The following is a 17954-nucleotide window of genomic DNA, read 5'->3' on the forward strand; positions in this document are numbered from 1 at the left end:
CACCTGACTCCCGATTTCGCACGCAACATGCGTCTTGTCGGGCATAGCGACCAAGGCGGCCGCGCAGACGGCGTGCAGCTGATGGTTCATCGTGGCTTCGCCTATATCGGCCATATGTTCTCGAAAGGCTTCAGTGTCGTCGACGTTCGCGACCCGCAAAGCCCAAAGGCCGTCGCCTATATGCCGGCGCCGCCCAACACCTGGAACATCCACCTGCAGACACACGACGACCTGCTTCTCGTGATCAATGCGAAGGACATGTTTGCGGCTTCCCAGTTTCAGGACGAGCGGGAGTACTACCAGGGCGCGCTGGGCCGCAAGGTTGGCACGGAGCAGGCTTCAGGCACGACGCGGAACTGGCGGGCTGGCCTTGCCGTCTACGACATTTCAAAAGGCGACAGCCCGCGGGAGATCGGCTTCATGCCGATCGAGGGGGGCGGTGTGCATCGGCTCTGGTATGTCGGGGGCAGGTGGGCCTATGCGTCCGCGCTGATCGACGGCTTTTCCGACTACGTGTTCATCACGATCGACATGTCGGACCCGACGCGGCCGCGCGAGGCCGGCCGGTTCTGGCTGCCGGGGATGAACGTTGCCGCCGGCGAAGCGGCTTCGTGGAGCGCGTCCCGGCGCTACGGGCTGCACCATCCCATCGTGCATGGCGATATTGCTTATTGCGCATGGCGCGACGCCGGTCTTGTCGTGCTCGACGTCGCGGATCGTTCGCGGCCCACGCTGCTGGCTCACCGAAACTGGTCGCCTCCATTCGGCGGCGGAACCCACAACTGCCTGCCCTTGCCGGATCGCGATTTGCTCGTCGTGCTCGACGAAGCCGTGCTGGATCATCAGGAGGATGGCGAGAAGCACATCTGGATGTTCGACGTGCGCGAACCCTCGAATCCCGTGAGCATCTCGACATTCCCCGGACCTCGTGAAGCGGACTTCAAGAGCAAGCCAGGTCATTTCGGTCCGCACAATCTTCACGAGAATCGCCCCGGAAGCTACGTCAGTTCGGAATTGATCTTCACGACCTATCAGAACGCCGGAGTGCGGGTGTTCGATACGCGCGACGCGTTCCGGCCTGTCGAAGTCGGTGCGTTCGTCCCGCCGCAGCCCGAACGGCTCATGGATCACCGGCCCAACCGGGCGAAAGTGATCCAGTCGTGTGACGTATTCGTCGATGCGAACGGACTGATTTACTCGACCGACTACAACGGTGGTCTCTATATCCTCGAATTCGACGGCCTGCGCTGAAGCGCTGTGCTTCGATTGTCATTGTCTTGTTACCCATTCGAGGCCTGCGTTGAAGACAAATTTGCAGCAAGCCGGCCGCAACGCTTCGAGTGCAGTGGCCTCGGCCGCGCTCGAAGCGGACCTGCGTGCCGCACTCGGAGCGGCGGTCCGCTTCGACGTCGCACACCGGGCTGTGTATGCCTCGGACGCGTCCAACTATCGGCAAACGCCAATCGGCGTCGTTGTGCCGGGCTCGATGGAGGACGTAGCGACTGCGCTCTCCATTTGCCGCCGGCACGACGCGCCGGTACTCTCGCGTGGCGGCGGCACATCCATGAGCGGACAGTCGGTCAACGCCGCGGTCGTGTTCGACTATTCGCGCAGCTGCAACCGTATCCTCGAACTGGATCCGGCAGCGCGAACCGCCATCGTCGAGCCCGGCGTGGTATGCGACACATTGCGCGATGCCGCCGAACAGTACGGTCTGACTTTTGCCCCCGATCCATCGACGCATAGCCGTTGCACGCTCGGCGGAATGATCGGCAACAATTCCTGTGGGCCACATTCGGTAATGGCCGGCAAGACGCAGGAGAACGTCGAGGCGCTCGAAGTGATGACGTACGACGGCGAGCGCTTCTGGGTCGGCAGAACGTCCGACGCCGAGCTTGAGGCAATCATTGCCGCCGGCGGACGCCGTGGTCAAATCTACGGGGACCTGAAGACGTTGCGCGATCGTTACGCAGACGCGATTCGCAAGCGCTTTCCGGCGATTGCGCGCCGGGTTTCCGGGTTCAATCTCGACGAATTGCTGCCGGAGAACGGCTTCAATGTGGCCCGCGCCCTGGTCGGGACCGAGGGAACCTGCGTGATCACGACAGCCGCAAGAGTGCGGCTCGTGCATAGCCCGGCGCACCGCGTCGCCCTCGTTCTGGGGTTTCCCGACATCTACGCGGCCGCCGATGCCGTGCCCGAATTCCGGGAGTTTGGTCCGATCGCTATCGAAGGGCTGGACCGCGCTATCGTTCGTGGACTGCAGACGCGCGGGTTGCGCGCCGAGGAAATCGCGCTGCTTCCGCGGGGCGATGCCTGGGTCGTCCTGGAGTTCGGAGCAGATACCGCGGAGGAAGCAACCGCGCGTGCGCAGCGCGCCGCCGATGCATTCGGCAGGCGTCGCGATGGGCCCGTTCCATCGACACGGCTCATGACCGAGCCACAAATGCAGCAACGCATCTGGTTGATTCGCGAGACCGGCGCGTCGGCCACACAGCTCTCGATCGACCCGGAGACGCCCGACCCGAAGGTTGGCTGGGAGGACGCCGCAGTGGACCCCGACCGGCTTGGCGACTATCTACGCGCGTTCCAGAAGCTGGTCGACCGATATGGCTATCAGACATCGCTGTTCGGCCATTTTGGCGACGGCTGTGTGCATGCGCGCATCACTTTCGATTTTTCCACTGCCGACGGCATCGCACAGTGGCGTCGCTTCACACGCGAAGCGGCCGAGCTGGTCGTGCGGTACGGCGGATCGCTATCCGGCGAACATGGCGATGGGCAGGCGAGGGCGGAGTTCCTGCCGATCATGTTCGGCGAGGACCTCATGGAGGCGATGCGCGAATTCAAACGCATCTGGGACCCACGCAATCGCATGAACCCGGGAAAGGTCGTGGACGGCTATCGCCTTGATGACAATCTGCGCGCCGGCCCGCAATACAAGACCGTTCGATTGCACACGCAGATGGCGTTTCGCAGCGCAGAGGGCGAGGGCTTTCAACGGGCGGTCGAGCGATGCGTCGGCATGGGGCGATGCCGCTCGCTCTCCGGTAACACGATGTGTCCGAGCTACCGCGCAACGCGGGAGGAGCGCTACTCGACACGCGGCCGCAGCCGGCTGTTGTGGGAAATGCTCCAGGGAGACGTGGTAGAGGGCCAATGGAACAGCGAACCCGTGAAAGAGGCACTCGATACCTGCCTGTCGTGCAAAGGTTGCCGTTCGGACTGCCCCGCTCACGTCGATATGGCGAGCTACAAGGCAGAGTTCCTTTCGCACTACTATGAGACGCGACGCCGACCGCGCCAGGCGTGGTTCATGGGGCGCATTGGCCAATGGGCGCCCGTCGCGGCGCGCCTGCCACGTGTCGTGAATCTGTTGACGCAGACGCGCTTTCTCGCGGGGGTCGCCCGGCGCGTGGCCGGAACCACGCCGTCCCGATCGCTGCCGCGCTTTGCATCGAGGCCATTCCGCAAAGCATGGGCGGCGAATGAGGGCAAGCGGGATCAGGCAGGTGGCGCGCGCAAGGTCATGCTATGGGTCGACACCTTTTCCGAGCACTTCCACCCGGAGATCGCGCTCGATGCCGTCGAGGTGTTGCGCCACGCAGGCTTCGACGTCGTGCTGCCGCCGAAGGTACTGTGCTGCGGACGTCCCCTTTACGATTTCGGCTACCTCGCCGCGGCGCGCCGCCATCTCGAAGCGATCATGACGACGCTAGCGCCCCTGTTCGACGCGCAACCTGGTTACGAGCCGCCCGTAGCGCTGGTCGGTCTCGAACCCGGCTGCCTTTCGGTATTCAGGGACGAACTGCTGAAGCTCTTTCCTGACGATGCTCGTGCGCAGCGCTTGTCATCTACCGTCAAGCTGCTCGGGGATTTCCTGATCGAACACGACTATGAGCCGCCGCGCTACGAGGCCCGCGTACTGGTTCATGCGCATTGCCACCAGAAGTCGATCTTCGGCACTCGCGCCGAACGTGTGCTGCTCGAAAAAATGGGCGCGCGGTTCACGCTGCTCGACAGCGGCTGCTGCGGACTCGCGGGCTCATTCGGCTTTCATCCGGCGCACAGCCCAATTGCCGACGCCGCTGGTGAACAGGTCTTGTTTCCGGCCGTACGCAGTGCGCAGGAGGGAACCCTTGTCCTGACAAACGGCTTTAGTTGCAGAGAGCAGATTCGTCACGGCACGAATCGGGAAGCACTGCACCTCGCGCAGCTGCTCGTGCGAGCAATACACGCCAATGGTTCGGAACCCAAGACGGTTTCGCGCCCCGTAGCCTTAGGCGATTCAATGGAGAAGTCATATGTCGAACCCTGATCCAACCCGGCATCGCGGCATTTTCGCACCTGTCCTGACGCCGTTTTACGACAACCTCGAACCCGATATCGAGGCCTTTGTCGCACACTGCAAGTTGCTGCTCGCGTCTGACGTTGGCCTGGCCATATTTGGGACCAACTCCGAGGCAAGTTCGTTGTCGTTTGGAGAAAAGATCGAATTGATCGATGCGCTGATCGCAGCGGGAATCGATCCGGCGCGCATCATGTCGGGTACCGGGTCCTGCTCGCTCAAAGAGACAATCGCCCTCACGCGGCATTCAATTGACGCGGGCGTCACGAGCGTTCTGATGCTTCCTCCGTTCTTCTACAAGAACGTGAGCGAAGACGGTGTTTTCGCGTTTTATTCGGCGGTTGTCGAGGCCGTGGGAGACAGGCGGCTCGGCGTCTACCTGTATCACATTCCCGCGCTATCTGGCGTTCCTGTCACGCCGACACTGATCGAGAGGCTACGCAAACGCTATCCGTCAACGATCCTTGGTGTGAAGGACTCGACCGGTGATTGGGAAAACACCAGAACGCTGTTGACCCTGTTCGGCAACGACGGCTTCGACGTGTTTCCGGCGAGCGAGGCGTTGCTTCTCGATGCGCTCGCGCTGGGCGGTGCAGGGTGTATCAGTGCGACCGCGAACCTGAATCCCGCCGTGCTGAGCGCGCTATATCGCATGGGACCCGGTGGGGCCCCGAACGCCTTGCGCGATGCCGCGTTTGCCGTGCGCAGGGCCTTTCAGCAACTCCCCATGATTCCCGCCATGAAAGCGGTGAAAGCACTACGCACCGGCCATCGTGGCTGGAAGAACGTGAGGCCGCCGCTCACTGGGCTTTCGGGCGTCAATGTCGAGCCACTGGTTTCCCTGCTTGAGGCGGCAGAGGAGACGACGAGCGTGCCCGCCGGCGCACTACCCGCCAGCGCGGGCCGGTAGTGCGGGACTTGATCGCAACGGCTGGTGTGCGCTCAAGCTGATCTTTTCGTCCTGGTTGAAAATCCTTCAACGTTGAGCCCCATTCTCCTGTTTGCGTTGCACGGACACAATTGCGCCTGGTTCAGTGCGAATCGATAACCTCCATTCGACACGAGCGGAATCCATTCACTTCCAGAGCGATGACTAACATGAGCAAGGTTGATCTCTTTAGCGGCGGTACACTGGCCGGCCGCGACGTCGAACACCGCATTGTGATGGCGCCGATGACGCGGGCACGCAGCACGCAGCCTGGCGACGTACCCAACGAGACGAATGCGCTTTACTACGCACAGCGCGCGACGGCTGCGTTGATCGTGACGGAGGCGACGCAGATCTCGCCTCAAGGCAAGGGCTATTCGTTTACGCCGGGCATCCACAACGATGATCAGGTTGCGGGCTGGCGCCGTGTGACTGGCGCCGTGCACAAGGAGGGCGGGCGGATCTTCCTTCAACTTTGGCATGTCGGTCGTATGTCCCATCCAGACTTCCACAACGGCGAACTGCCAGTTGCACCTTCGGCCATACCCTTCGAAGGCCAGATATGGAAGGTTGATCCGGCTACGGGCGTGGGGGCGATGGTCGACTGCCCGACGCCGCGCGCACTGACTACGCAAGAGGTACGTCAGGTCGTGCAGGACTTTCGCCAGGCGGCACGCCGCGCCATCGACGCGGGGTTCGCCGGCGTGGAGATTCACGGCGCGAACGGCTACCTGATCGACCAATTCCTGCGCACGACGTCGAACCAGCGCACCGACGAATACGGCGGAACGCGGGAAAACCGTCTGCGCTTCCTGAAGGAGGTGGTCGACGCGGTGTCGCAAGAAATCGGTGCTGAGCGCACGGGCATCCGCCTCGCGCCGTTCCTCACTGCGCGCGGCATGGACTGCCCGGACATCCTGCCGACGATACTGGATGCCGCTTCTTACCTGCAGTCGCGCGGCGTGGCCTACGTGCATCTGGTCGAAGCCGATTGGGACGACGCGCCGCAATTCACTGAGGCGTTCCGCCGCGAACTTCGCGCTCGATTTGCGAGGCCAATCATCGTGGCCGGCCTCTACGACGTCGAACGCGCGAACTGGGTGATCTCGCACGGCTACGCGGATTTCGTCGCGTTCGGCCGCAAATACGTCGCGAACCCTGACTTGCCATACCGTCTTGCCAATGGTTTGTCGCTCGCGAACTTCGATGGCAGCACGCTGTTTGGCGGCGACGCGCGTGGATACAGCGACTATCCGGCGTGGACGGAGCATGAAGAGGAAACGCCGCCGGCGATGCCCGCCTGAGGCAAGCGAGGCGGGCAAACTGAAGGCGAGGGGGCGTCTGTCGCCTTTGGGGCGCGGGCTTATCCCGTAACGCGTCGCTGTGCGGTCACGTGGCTTGTGACAAGCCTCGCTGCGCGGATTTCATCCATTAGTGCTTCTTCGAAGTGCTCCATCGCGGGGGAAAAAGTTTTCCCCTTGCGCCACCGCAGCGCAGCGATTCGAGACATCCCCGGATCCGCGAGGTCGGCCATCGTTAGCGTCGTATTGCGCGGCAGCGCGAGGCGGCTCGCGATCGTCGCGTACCGACCAGCTTCTGCGAGCCTCATTAACGAGTCGACGTTGGCGGCCTCGACGTGCACATCGAGAGCAATTTCCGCTCGTGCGAAGACGGTGTCGATCTGCCTGCGCATGGCGAAGTCGTTGTTGAGCAACGCGAGAGGTTGCGTTGCCGCGAATTCGAGCGACGCTTTCGGTTTGCGGGTATTCGGTGGGGCTAGCCACGCGAGCCCCAACGTTTCTTCGAAGAGGGTGCGCTGCTCGATTTCCGGAGTGGAGAGGTTCGAAAACGCAACGCCAATATCGAGTTCGTTGTCGATCAGCGCGCGATCGATCGCCGCCGCGGGCAGCTCGCGCACGGAAATACGCAATTGCGGATATCGCGTCAGCAACGCTGACACGCCGGGCACCACGAGCGAGCGTGCGTATGTATCGATCGCACCAATGCGCAGCGAGCCTTGCACGGTTTGCACGCGGTCCATTGCGTCAGTTAGGACCAGGTCGAGCTTCGCTATCAGCGGATCGAGCTGCGCATAGAGGTTTGTGCCCGCATGTGTGAGCGCGACTCCGCGCCCAACGCGATCGACGAGCGCCACGCCCATGAGCTGCGAGAGATCCCGTAGATGTTGCGAGAGCGCTGGCTGCGTGAGATGCAGTTCGGCAGCCGCGCGGGTAACGCTTCCGGTTCGCGCGACAGCAAGAAAGCTTCGCATGAGGCGCAGGTCGATTGCCGCGGAATTCATAAGAGACGCTTATTGATTCAGTCGATAAAGATAAATATACACGAAAAATATGTGTGTTTAAGCTCAAAGCAATTTCACTCCTACGAATGGTGAGTACCGTGCCGCACCTCATTTTTGAAGTCACTCCCGCAATACATCGGGCAATCAATTTTCCCTTTCTGGCCCGCACTATTCACGAGCGCCTGGCTGCTACCGGGCACGCGGTGCTCGACGAACTCAAGAGCCGTATGTATGCCACCGACGAATATCTCGCAGGCAACGACCCCGACGGCGAGTTCGTCGTCGTTCGTCTCTTTCTCTCGAAGGAGCGGCCGCAATCGGCCCAGCGCGCAATGGGTCAGGTCATACACGACGCGATACGGGAGGCGGTCGTGAGCGCCGGTGTCGCGGGCTGGTGGCAGTGTTGCGTGTTCGTCATGGACTTCAGCGCGGCTCCCTACGTCAAGACGGTATCGGGTACCGACCATGAGACGAGCCCGGCGCACGCGTGACACCGGCGCGCGACAACAAGATAGGAGACAAACTTGAATACATTCGATGCCATGAAGGACCTTGCGACACCAACTCAACGCGAGGACCAATCGGCGGAGTTGTCGCCTGCACTGTACCGCCGCATCGTCTGGCGGCTCATGCCGTTGCTGCTGGCCGCGCAGGTCCTGGCCTATCTGGACCGCGTAAACGTGGGCACGGCCAAGCTCCAGATGGCTGGCGAACTCGGTTTCAGTGAGGCCGTATACGGCTTCGGTGCAGGCATATTCTTTCTAGGCTATTTTATTTTCGAAGTGCCGAGTAACCTGATGCTGCGTCGTTTCGGCGCACGCCGCTGGATCGCGCGAATCATGATTACCTGGGGTGTCGCCGCCGGTGCGGCGGCGCTCGTGCACACGCCAGCGACGTTTTATCTGCAACGGCTGTTGCTAGGTATGGCCGAGGCAGGATTCTTTCCTGGCATCGTCCTGTATCTGACCTACTGGTTTCCCGCGCGCCAGCGCGGGCGCATGACGACGCTGTTCATGAGCGCGACAGCCGCAGCCGGCATTTTCGGCAATGTGGTTTCCGGATGGGTCATGGTGCATCTCGACGGCGTTGCCGCAATGGCTGGCTGGCGATGGAGCTTCATTCTTGCCGGATTGCCCACTGTCGTAGTAGGGGTGGCGATCCGCGTGCTGTTGCCCGACACGCCAGGCGAAGCCCGCTGGCTTTCGCCTGCTGATGCGTCCGCAGTACGCCTTGCGCTTGTGCCGGAGGAAGCCGCCAAACTCGCAGTCAAAGGCTCGGCGCGCCTTCCGGTTACCGATCTTTTGCTTCTGGCGGCAATTTACTTTCTGCTGCTCACGGGATTGTACGGTGTGGGCTTCTGGCTACCGACGCTCATTAAGAGCGCGGGCGTGCCGAACGTTGCGGCCGTCGGCTTCTACGGCGCAATTCCCTACGTTGTGGCCATCGTTACGATGAATGGGTTTGCTCGTCGCGCCGACCGGAACGGCACATGGCCCGCACACGTCGTGCTTGGCGCTGTGGTTGCGTCGACCGGCTTCGCGATCATGGCATTCGGCAACCAAAGTTTGCCCTGTGTGCTCATTGGCGCATCGCTCGGTTGCGCGGGGATATTGACCGCGCTGCCGCTCTACTGGAATTTGCCGACAGCACGCCTGGCTGGCGTGGGCGCTGCCGCCGGTATCGCTGCGATCAACAGCATCGGGAATTTGTCGGGGTTCTTTGGCCCGCTCATGTTCGGCTGGCTCAAGGACCGTTTTGACGATGCCACTGCAGCTACGTTGCTGCTCGCCTTGTGCGCGGCACTCGCTGCGCTGCTGACCCTCGCCTGGCGCGCTCGCTCGCGTCGTGCGATGCAACGGCAAACGGCGTAAAGCGCAAGTCGCGATTTTTCTGCCTGGATTGAAAGTCTCTTCATCCCAAGCCCAATTCTCGAACGGTGCATTCAACCCGAGAATGGGCGTAAGGGGCGCGCAAGCGTTCCGGCGGCCCATTTCCGAGTTCACAGAATTCACTATTCGAGACGTCGCTCTCGCTTCTTGAGGATACCCGTATGCCTGTGCAAGAGAACCACGCAACGAATCCGTCCGACGACAAAGCAACGATCATCCCGGCGCGCCGCTCCTTTCTTGCGCAAGCGGGGCTAAGCGCCGGCGCATTGGCCGTTGGCGCAGTCATGTCCAGCCACGCTTCTGCGCAGACCGTTGCGCCGTCCACGAAATCCGACGCACCAAGCAAAGGCGATTTTTGGCTGAACGGCGCGCGCCTCGTGATCTCGATATCGATGCAGTTCGAGGCCGGAGGCCAACCTGCCAAGGGCGCGGACAATCCATTCCCCAAAGTCGATTTCCCTCCCAGCGTACCGGCCGATCTTGCCGCCGAAACGTGGTTTGCCTATGGTTATCGCGAAGGTATTCCACGAATGCTCGATCTTTGGGACAAGCATGGCGTGAAGGTGTCGTGCCACATGATCGGCGAAGCTGCAAAACGGCATCCAGAAATCGCACGTGAGATCGTTGCACGCGGTCACGAGGCCTCGGGTCACGGACCACGTTGGAGTTCGGAGTATGCAATGACGCGCGCCCAGGAGCGAGAATTTCTGATTCAAGCGCGTTCGATGGTGGAAGAGGTCACGGGGCAGCGACCGATCGGATACAACTGCAACTGGCTGCGGCGCGGACCGAATACATTGTTGCTGTTGCAGGAGTTAGGGTACGTGTATCACATCGACGACGTGAGCCGCGACGAGCCATTCATCGAGAAGGTCAACGGTAAGGATTTTGTGGTCGTGCCGTACACGCTGCGTAACAACGACATTCTGCTGGTCGAGGGTCGCAACTACTCACCGGACAAATTCCTCGGCCAGATTAAGCTCGATTTCGATCAGCTTTATGAAGAAGCGGGCTCGAGGCGCCGCATGATGTCGATCAGCGCCCACGACCGCATCAGTGGCTCGCCGCAGATGGCGCGTGCGTGGGACGAGTTCCTGCGCTATGCAAAGAGCCATCCCGATGTCGTTTTCATGCGTAAGGACGATATCGCACACTACGTGCTGCAGAGCCCAATCACATTGCGGGAGAGTGAAACGATCTAGCCATTTTTTCGCTGATTGCGCCATCGCACACGCTATGTCGCGCGCCACCGGTGCGATCGTAACGACGCCGAAAGCGGACAAGTCCACACGGAAGATGACGAGGCGATGCCGCGCTGGTGGTGCGCGGACACCTCGTCCTACGGGCGTACACAAAAGCGAGGTGGGCGCCCGGTCACGTCAGTTCTTTTCGGCTGGCGGCACAATGTCGATGCCGAACTCTATGGCGGCCGCACGCATGCGCGTCTTCGCAGCGTCGTTGGGCGGGACGGGAGCGACGGTGCTGTCGTAGGCATCGGAACTGGCCGCGACGAATCGGTCGAATCCCGCGGGCGAGCATATCAGCAGATAATGCGCCGTCGTTGCGCCGCGATTCACGAACTGGTGGGTGGTGCCGCGCCCGAGCACGACGTTCTCTCCGGGCTTGAGCCGATGCGGCGCGCCGTCGACAACGACTTCGAGTTGGCCTTCGAGCAGCATGAGTGTTTCGTCCTCGCGCTCGTGCCTGTGCGTCGGCGTGGAGCGCCCCGCGGGCGCGAAGATTTCGAGCATGCACCAGGCGCCGCCAGTTTGCTCGCCAGGCACGAGAAGCCGGGTACGGGAGCCGCCGAAGTCATATTCGGTGGGCTTATTGTTGATAACGAACATCGTACATTTTCCTTGTTGATTACGGATGCGCGCGAAGCGTGCTGCTTAATTTATTGGGAAGATCGTGAGAGTTCAACAGGGGTGCAAGCCGTATCACTGAGGACTCGATGTCGGGAATAGACGCATGAATAACCTGAGCCAGTTCGTCAACTTCGCTGCAGTCGCCAGGCACCGCAGCTTCGCGCAGGCGGCGCGCGAACTGGGGCTCGCGCCCTCTTCAGTGGCGAAGAGCGTAGCGCGTCTGGAGAGGGAACTGGGCTCACAACTCTTTCATCGCACCACGCGCTCGGTGAATCTCACGGAAGAAGGGCGGTTGCTCTATGCAAAGACCAAGCGACTTCTCGAAGAAATCGCTGCGCTCGATCTGGGTTCGGTCGCCGCGAGCGACGAGCCGGCCGGGCCGTTACGTATCAGCGTTCCCATCGGATACGGTTCGCGAGTCCTGCTGCCAATATTCACGCGTCTTCAACAGCGGTACCCGCTGCTCGAGATCGATCTGCGTTTCGCCGATGGTCGCGTGAGTTTGCTCGAAGAGGGGGTGGACGCAGTTGTGCGCTTTGGCGAACTCGACGGCTCGTCGCTCATTGCCCGTCGCATTGATGAGCAGCCGTTGCTGCTTTGCGCGCACCCAGGCTATCTGGCAAACAGCACAAAAATTCGCTGTGTGGACGATCTGCGCAACCATGCGTTCCTGGTGTTTCGTATGCCGACCACTGGCCGCGACCGTCCGATCGAATTGGTGGAGCGAGGGAGCACGGTCGTGTTGACGCCAGACTCGCGCTTTCGCGTCGATCATGGTGAGGCGCTCGCCGATGCTGCCGCGCTAGGCACGGGGCTCGTGCAGATTCCAGAGTTCCTTGTCCGGCAGCAGTGGAGCGACGGCTCGCTCGTGGAAGTGTTGCCTGAGTGCCGCCCCGCGCCGCTCGCCGTGACCCTCGTGATGGCAGGCTCACGCGTGCGACCCGCGCGTATGCAGGCGCTGATGGATGCGTTAGCCGCGGAACTCGTGAAATTACGTTAGCAAACCAGCTTCACTTCCCGGTCGATCTTTCTGTATAGCTTGAAAATCATTCAAGAACGGGACTAATTATCATGCGGCGCGGTTGTAAGCAGAATAACGCCAGTCCTAAAGCGATTCCACCGCCTAACTGGAGACTGCCATGCCCCTCCCAATACTTGCGCTGGCCTTAAGCGCTTTCGCTATCGGCACTACGGAGTTCGTCATCATGGGCATTCTGCCCGACGTGGCGCAATCTCTTTCGGTTTCCATACCGTCCGCAGGGCTGCTCGTGAGCGGCTACGCACTCGGCGTCGCGGTCGGCGCACCGTTGCTCGCCGTCCTCACGAGTCGCATGCCGCGCAAGTTCGCGCTGTTGCTGCTGATGGGTATCCTCATCGTGGGCAACGTCCTGTGCGCGGTTGCGCCGGGCTACACGAGCCTCATGGTGGCGCGTGTCATCACCTCATTTGCACATGGTTCGTTCTTCGGCATCGGTTCGGTGGTGGCCGCGTCGCTCGTTGCGCAGGACAAGCGCGCCAGCGCCGTCGCGTTAATGTTCACCGGCCTCGCGCTCGCTAATGTGCTGGGCGTGCCGCTCGGGACCTTCATCGGGCAGACGCTCGGTTGGCGTGCCGCATTCTGGGCCGTGGCCGGTGCGGGTGTGCTCGCAGCCATCGCTCTTGTGGCGCTCGTTCCGGCCACAGCAGACATCAAGTCCGGGGGGCTGGCGCACGAAGTGAGCGTGCTGAAGCAGCCGCAGGTTTGGCTCGCTTTCCTTATGACTGTGCTGGGTTTTGGCGGCGTGTTCGCTGTGTTTACCTATATCACGCCGATTCTCGAGCAGATGAGTGGCTTTGCGCCCCATGCCGTGACGCCGATTCTGGTGCTGTTCGGGATAGGTCTTGCGCTCGGCAATGCGTTGGGCGGCAAGCTGGCGGACCGCGGTGTTATGCGCGCGCTGATGGGCGTATTCCTCGCGCTCATTGTAATCATGGTGGTTTTCAGCCGCACGATGCATCACGCGGTGGCTTCGATTGCGACGATCTTCGTGTGGGGAATAGCAGCGTTCGCAACGATTCCCGGCCTGCAAACGCGGGTGCTCAGCAAGGCTGCCACAGCCCCCAATCTTGCTTCAACGCTTAATATCGGCGCGTTCAACGTGGGCAACGCCATGGGGGCATGGCTGGGCGGACTCGCCCTCTCGCATGGGCACGGTCTCGACACGCTGCCCCTCGTCGCCGCAGTCGTCACGTTGCTGGCGCTCGCAGTAACCGCTTTCGCAATGCGACTCGATCGCGGCGATGCTGCGCAGGCGCAAGCCGCCATAGAGCCTATGAAGTCTGAACTAAGTAAAGCTGGAACAGGTTCGAACTGACTGCCGCAAAGGGGCAGCACCGCTTTCAATCGATTCATCGGATCCGACTGCGGACCATTTAAGGAAGCCGAAAGCGAATGCGAAAGCTGCTTTCTCCGTCGGCTTCTCTGTCGCTAACCCAGCGGCCGCCGACGCCCCATGTCTAATCGTCGACTTGGTGACGCTTGTACAAATGCGCGGCCGTACCTGGACGCCCAGGCGCGCCTTCTAGTCGCCTCACGGGATTGGCGGGAGGTCGCGGCGAGCAGGTCGTGGCTGACCTTCCGTGTGTGTCGTGGCGCACCGTGCGTACATTTCAACATTCATGGTGATTTTGTTCAATCGAAAGCCGTTCGTTAAATGTAGTCTGTAGATGCCATCCGGGCAGGCCGCCGTAGAACGGGGCGGGACGGCTCACATAGCGTGGAAAACATCGCTTTTGCAGACACGATTTCACAATGGAGGTGTCGATGCCGGGCGCAGCGCAAGAACAGAGCGTATGGACCGCTCAGAGCGACAACGTCAGTGACACCGGTGTCTTTCTCGATGTGCCCGATGTCGTGCGACGGTGGGACTCAGCCGTCAAGCGTACGCAGTGGCCCGAACCGGTGCCGCCATCATTTGCAGCCTTCGCTGAGTTCGATCCGCTTATCGACGTCGAACTTCCGCCCGCGCGATCGCTTGGACATTTACGGGCGCTTTGCGACACGAAGCGGCCCTCGAGCAACGTTTTCTACGCGCTTCGACTTGATGGCGTGTTTCGTAGCGTTCGCATCGAGTCTATGGAGCCGACCCCGAGCTGCCGGTCTCCGGCGCGAGTACACGGGTGCGAGTGGACCAATGTGGCCGGCACGGTGGTCGGTTTGTGGACGCCGGGCGTTTCGAGTGTGTTCAGCCTGCCTGGCTATCACTTCCAGTTTTTTTGTACGACGCGCCGCCGAAGTGGACGGCTGGTCGCGCGCACTTCGCCGGAGCTACGGCTCAGGATGGAACCGCTCGGCGATTTCATTTGGCACTGCCTCCGGTCGCAATCGTTGCAAACCTGAACCAGAACGACGCGGTGGCTTCCTCTGCCAATAGTGACCTCGATAGGCGCGCGAACGCAGTACCAATACGCAGGATCGTGTCGCCACATGATGTCGGCATGAGGTTACTCGAACCGATCTTCTTGTCTGGCTTGAAAAACATTCAATGGCCCGGCCAATTATCAAATTTAGCGGGGTAGGGACAATAGCGGTGTCCCTACTATTCTCTCAAGGAGAAAACCATGCTTAAAGCGCCCAACGCACTTCCGGGAGTGGCCCGCTTCACGGCGGCCTCGGTTACCGCTGTCCTGCTCGGTGCTTCGATGCCAGCGGTGGCCGCTACTGCCGGCCTTGCACAGCCGCAAGAACTGATCGTCGATAAGAGCATGCCGGCAAAGCAGCGCGAGGCGCAAATCCACGCCGCGCGCCTGTACGACACGTTCTGGACGACCGGAGACGAGAGCCAGGCCCGCGCAGCGCTCGCGCCGGATTTCATGGACCGCACGCTGCCTCCTGGCCGCCCGCAGGGCGTGGCTGGACCGCTCGCCGCATCGAAGGTTTTTCACGGCGCGGTGCCCGACGTGCGCGCCGACGTCGAGCAGATGATCGTGACCGGCGATCGCGTCGTCACGCATCTGCACTTCACCGGCCATTTCACCGGCACGTTCAATGGCGTGCAGGGGACGGGGCAGCCGATCGACTTCATCGCCACGGACATCTATCGGATTCACGACGGCAAGATTACCGACAACTGGCACCTCGAGGACAACCTCACGTTCCTGCAGCAACTGGGCGTGGTGTCGAAATAAGGCTTGAGGGCCTTTCGTTTTTCAACAAGACAGCAAGGAGCCAATCATGGATTTCAACGGACAACGGGTGCTGGTCGTAGGCGGCAGTTCGGGCATCGGCGCAGCGGCGGCGACAGCGTTCGCGGGACTGGGCGCGCAGGTGACAATCGCTTCGCGCAGTGCGGAGAAGCTCGAAGCAACGGCGCGTGAAATTGGTACGCCGGTGGAGCTGATGGCAATAGACATCACCGACGATGAGAACGTCGAGCGAGTGCTCGAAGCGGCGGGTGAATTCGATCACGTCGTAGTCTCAGCCGCGCACACGCCGACCGGTCCTGTGCGAGGTCTGGAACTCGCCGATGCTTATCGTGCGATGGACAGCAAGTTCTGGGGGGCCTACCGCATCGCGCGCGCTGCGCGCATCCGCGAGGGCGGCTCGCTTACGCTGGTCTCGGGCTTCCTGTCCGTGCGGCCCAGCAAGACCTCGGTTCTGCAAGGCGCCATCAACGCCGCCGTCGAAGCGCTGGCGCGCGGTCTCGCACTTGAGCTCTCGCCAGTGCGCGTAAATACGGTGTCGCCCGGGTTGATCGCCACGCCGCTGTGGTCGAAGCTTGATGCCGGTGCTCGCGACAAGATGTACGAAGGCGCGGCAGCACGCCTGCCTGCGCGGCGGGTGGGCCAGCCGGAGGACGTGGCGAATGCCATCGTCTATCTTGCATCTACGCCATACGCGACGGGCTCGACGGTACTGGTCGATGGGGGCGGCGCGATCGGCTGAGCGAACCGCTGGAGCTGGCGGAAAGACCCGGCATGCAGTGTCCAGACTGCGGCGTGCCGCAGTAAGACGTCAATGGGGGGCCCGGTTGGCGAGCGCGATGGCATCAAGCGGTATACAGTTCGATGCAGGCCTGACTCTACTCAGCACATTTCTTGCGATCATGGACAATCTCGGCGACATTCGCCTTTTCGTTGAAGCGTCGAGCCAGGGTAGTCTTTCGGCCGCGGGGCGCAAGCTGGGCTTGTCGCCCGCTGCGGCTAGCGCACGGTTGGTAAAGCTGGAAGGTGTTTTGCGCACGCAACTCTTCGAGCGCTCGACCCGAAAACTACGCCTCACCGACGAAGGGCGCATGTATTTGGCGCATTGCCGGCATGCGCTGCAAACGCTCGAAGACGCGCGGGCGGCGTTGCAGGCCGGGCGAACGAGCGTGAGCGGCGCGTTGCGCATCTCGGCCACCTCCGACTTCGGCCGCTCGGTGTTGCGCCACTGGCTCGACGAATTCAATGAACGCCATCCGCACGTCACGCTCACGCTGGTGCTTTCGGATTCGGTCTCGCATTTGCTGCAGGACGATATCGATTTGGCGATTCGTTTCGGTGTGCCTGAAGACAGCTCGCTGGTGGCCAAACGCATGGCCGACAACCGCCGGGCGTTGTGCGCCTCGCCCGAATACCTCGCGACGCACGGCACGCCAGGCCATCCCGATGATCTGCACGAACTCGACTTCATCCTGTTGACGACGTCCTCGGGCGTGGCGAACAACTGGCGCATGGTGCACGGCGGCGAAACGGCGCTCTTTACCGCGCCATCCGAACGTTCGCGCCAGACCAACGACGGTGCACTTGCGCGTGAGTGGGCCGTGGACGGGCTCGGTCTGGTCATGAAGTCGATATGGGATATCGGCGCGGATCTTCAGGCCGGCCGGCTGAAACTCGTGCTTCCCGAGTGGCGATGCCCAGACGTGCCCGTGAATGCGCTGTTCCAGCGCACGCCCTACATGGCGCCGCGCGTGCGCACGTTGCTCGATTTTCTTGAGCAACGATTCGCAGAGGCTTCCCAGTCTTTGCAGTCCTTCCTGCGCTGACGCAACGCTCGCTTCCAGGTCGTTCCTTTTTCCCGTGGATGAATTGCCAATGGCCCGGCAGGGTGAGGTGCGATTCAGTCCACGCCCATTCCTCGCTAGAAATATAGATCGGACTGCGACTGAATTTTACATAATCTTAATTAGCGAACTTTTTGTTTGTAGCGGCTAAGTTATAAAGTCCGCTTTTAGCCAAGTTCAGATGTCCGCTTCGCGTTCATCGTAAGCTTGCCGCCCGCTGGAGATCCAGCTTCGGGAGCTTCGATGGCAGCCGCAACAGAACGGATAACAATGACGATGCGCGAGCTGGACAGACTTAAGATCATTCAGGATGTGTTGGACGGCAGGCTCAAACCGTGGCGCGCGGCGCAGCGTCTCGAGCTGACGACACGGCAGATTCGCCGGCTCGTCGCGCGGCTGCGTGAACATGGACCCGAGGGCCTCGTATCACGCAAGCGCTCGAGGCCCAGCAACAACCGGCTGGATGCGAGGACAGCCGATCGAGCCCTGTCGATCGTGCGCGAGCGCTACGCTGATTTTGGGCCCACGCTGGCGTGCGAGAAGCTTCGGGAATGCCACGGCATCCGGCTGGCGAAGGAAACGCTCAGGAAGCT

At 61.5% G+C, this 17954-nt stretch carries 16 protein-coding genes; 14 read left to right on the forward strand and 2 right to left on the reverse strand.

Annotated elements, in window-relative coordinates; genetic code table 11:
* Positions 1–81: 81 nt before the first annotated feature.
* The 4 genes from C7402_RS09375 to C7402_RS09390 all read left to right on the forward strand — a co-directional run bounded on the left by C7402_RS09375 (position 82) and on the right by C7402_RS09390 (position 6580).
* Positions 82–1251 (forward strand): LVIVD repeat-containing protein, encoded by a 1170-nt coding sequence (locus tag C7402_RS09375; protein WP_244314802.1) that lies wholly within the window; start codon positions 82–84, stop codon positions 1249–1251.
* A 49-nt stretch (positions 1252–1300) separates the two neighbouring features.
* A complete protein-coding gene (locus tag C7402_RS09380) occupies positions 1301–4318 on the forward strand; it encodes an FAD-binding and (Fe-S)-binding domain-containing protein (RefSeq protein ID WP_208948919.1) in 3018 nt (1005 codons plus the stop codon).
* Positions 4305–5258 (forward strand): dihydrodipicolinate synthase family protein, encoded by a 954-nt coding sequence (locus C7402_RS09385; RefSeq protein ID WP_116610412.1) that lies wholly within the window; start codon positions 4305–4307, stop codon positions 5256–5258. The genes C7402_RS09380 and C7402_RS09385 overlap by 14 nt, the downstream gene beginning before the upstream one ends.
* Positions 5259–5446: 188 nt before the next feature.
* Positions 5447–6580: an alkene reductase gene (locus C7402_RS09390; RefSeq protein WP_116610413.1), complete on the forward strand. Its 1134-nt coding sequence runs from the start codon at positions 5447–5449 to the stop codon at positions 6578–6580.
* A 59-nt stretch (positions 6581–6639) separates the two neighbouring features.
* On the opposite strand, the gene C7402_RS09395 is transcribed toward C7402_RS09390, so the two are convergent.
* Positions 6640–7578: a LysR substrate-binding domain-containing protein gene (locus C7402_RS09395; protein ID WP_116610414.1), complete on the reverse strand. Its 939-nt coding sequence runs from the start codon at positions 7576–7578 to the stop codon at positions 6640–6642.
* Positions 7579–7631: 53 nt separating this feature from the next.
* On the opposite strand from C7402_RS09395, the gene C7402_RS09400 reads away from it, so the two are divergent.
* From C7402_RS09400 to C7402_RS09410, 3 genes are all read left to right on the forward strand, one after another.
* Positions 7632–8069 (forward strand): 5-carboxymethyl-2-hydroxymuconate Delta-isomerase, encoded by a 438-nt coding sequence (locus tag C7402_RS09400; protein WP_116610415.1) that lies wholly within the window; start codon positions 7632–7634, stop codon positions 8067–8069.
* Positions 8070–8102: 33 nt separating this feature from the next.
* A complete protein-coding gene (locus tag C7402_RS09405; RefSeq protein WP_244314796.1) occupies positions 8103–9449 on the forward strand; it encodes an MFS transporter in 1347 nt (448 codons plus the stop codon).
* 179 nt (positions 9450–9628) lie between these two features.
* The gene (locus C7402_RS09410; RefSeq protein WP_116610417.1) at positions 9629–10669 is read left to right on the forward strand and encodes a polysaccharide deacetylase family protein; all 1041 of its coding nucleotides are present in this window, start codon (positions 9629–9631) and stop codon (positions 10667–10669) included.
* A 177-nt stretch (positions 10670–10846) separates the two neighbouring features.
* On the opposite strand, the gene C7402_RS09415 is transcribed toward C7402_RS09410, so the two are convergent.
* Positions 10847–11314 carry a cupin domain-containing protein gene (locus C7402_RS09415; protein WP_116610418.1) on the reverse strand — a complete coding sequence of 156 codons (468 nt, stop codon included), beginning with the start codon at positions 11312–11314 and terminating at the stop codon, positions 10847–10849.
* 124 nt (positions 11315–11438) lie between these two features.
* Between C7402_RS09415 and C7402_RS09420 the strand changes: the two genes are divergently transcribed.
* From C7402_RS09420 to C7402_RS09450, 7 genes are all read left to right on the forward strand, one after another.
* Positions 11439–12335, forward strand: coding sequence for a LysR family transcriptional regulator (locus C7402_RS09420; protein WP_116610419.1), 897 nt, complete (start codon positions 11439–11441; stop codon positions 12333–12335).
* A gap of 139 nt (positions 12336–12474) precedes the next feature.
* Positions 12475–13689, forward strand: a complete 1215-nt coding sequence (locus C7402_RS09425) for an MFS transporter (protein ID WP_116610420.1) — start codon at positions 12475–12477, stop codon at positions 13687–13689.
* Between the two features lie 437 nt (positions 13690–14126).
* Positions 14127–14714, forward strand: coding sequence for an acetolactate decarboxylase (locus C7402_RS09430; protein ID WP_116610421.1), 588 nt, complete (start codon positions 14127–14129; stop codon positions 14712–14714).
* A 221-nt stretch (positions 14715–14935) separates the two neighbouring features.
* The gene (locus C7402_RS09435; protein WP_116610422.1) at positions 14936–15502 is read left to right on the forward strand and encodes an ester cyclase; all 567 of its coding nucleotides are present in this window, start codon (positions 14936–14938) and stop codon (positions 15500–15502) included.
* 46 nt (positions 15503–15548) lie between these two features.
* Positions 15549–16259: an SDR family oxidoreductase gene (locus C7402_RS09440; protein ID WP_116610423.1), complete on the forward strand. Its 711-nt coding sequence runs from the start codon at positions 15549–15551 to the stop codon at positions 16257–16259.
* Between the two features lie 160 nt (positions 16260–16419).
* Positions 16420–17343, forward strand: coding sequence for a LysR family transcriptional regulator (locus C7402_RS09445; protein ID WP_116610424.1), 924 nt, complete (start codon positions 16420–16422; stop codon positions 17341–17343).
* A gap of 288 nt (positions 17344–17631) precedes the next feature.
* Positions 17632–17954 (forward strand): helix-turn-helix domain-containing protein (locus tag C7402_RS09450; RefSeq protein ID WP_133254450.1); only part of this gene is annotated, 323 nt, incomplete at its 3' end.

Source organism: Paraburkholderia unamae, from assembly GCF_003096875.1.
Lineage (GTDB): Bacteria > Pseudomonadota > Gammaproteobacteria > Burkholderiales > Burkholderiaceae > Paraburkholderia > Paraburkholderia unamae.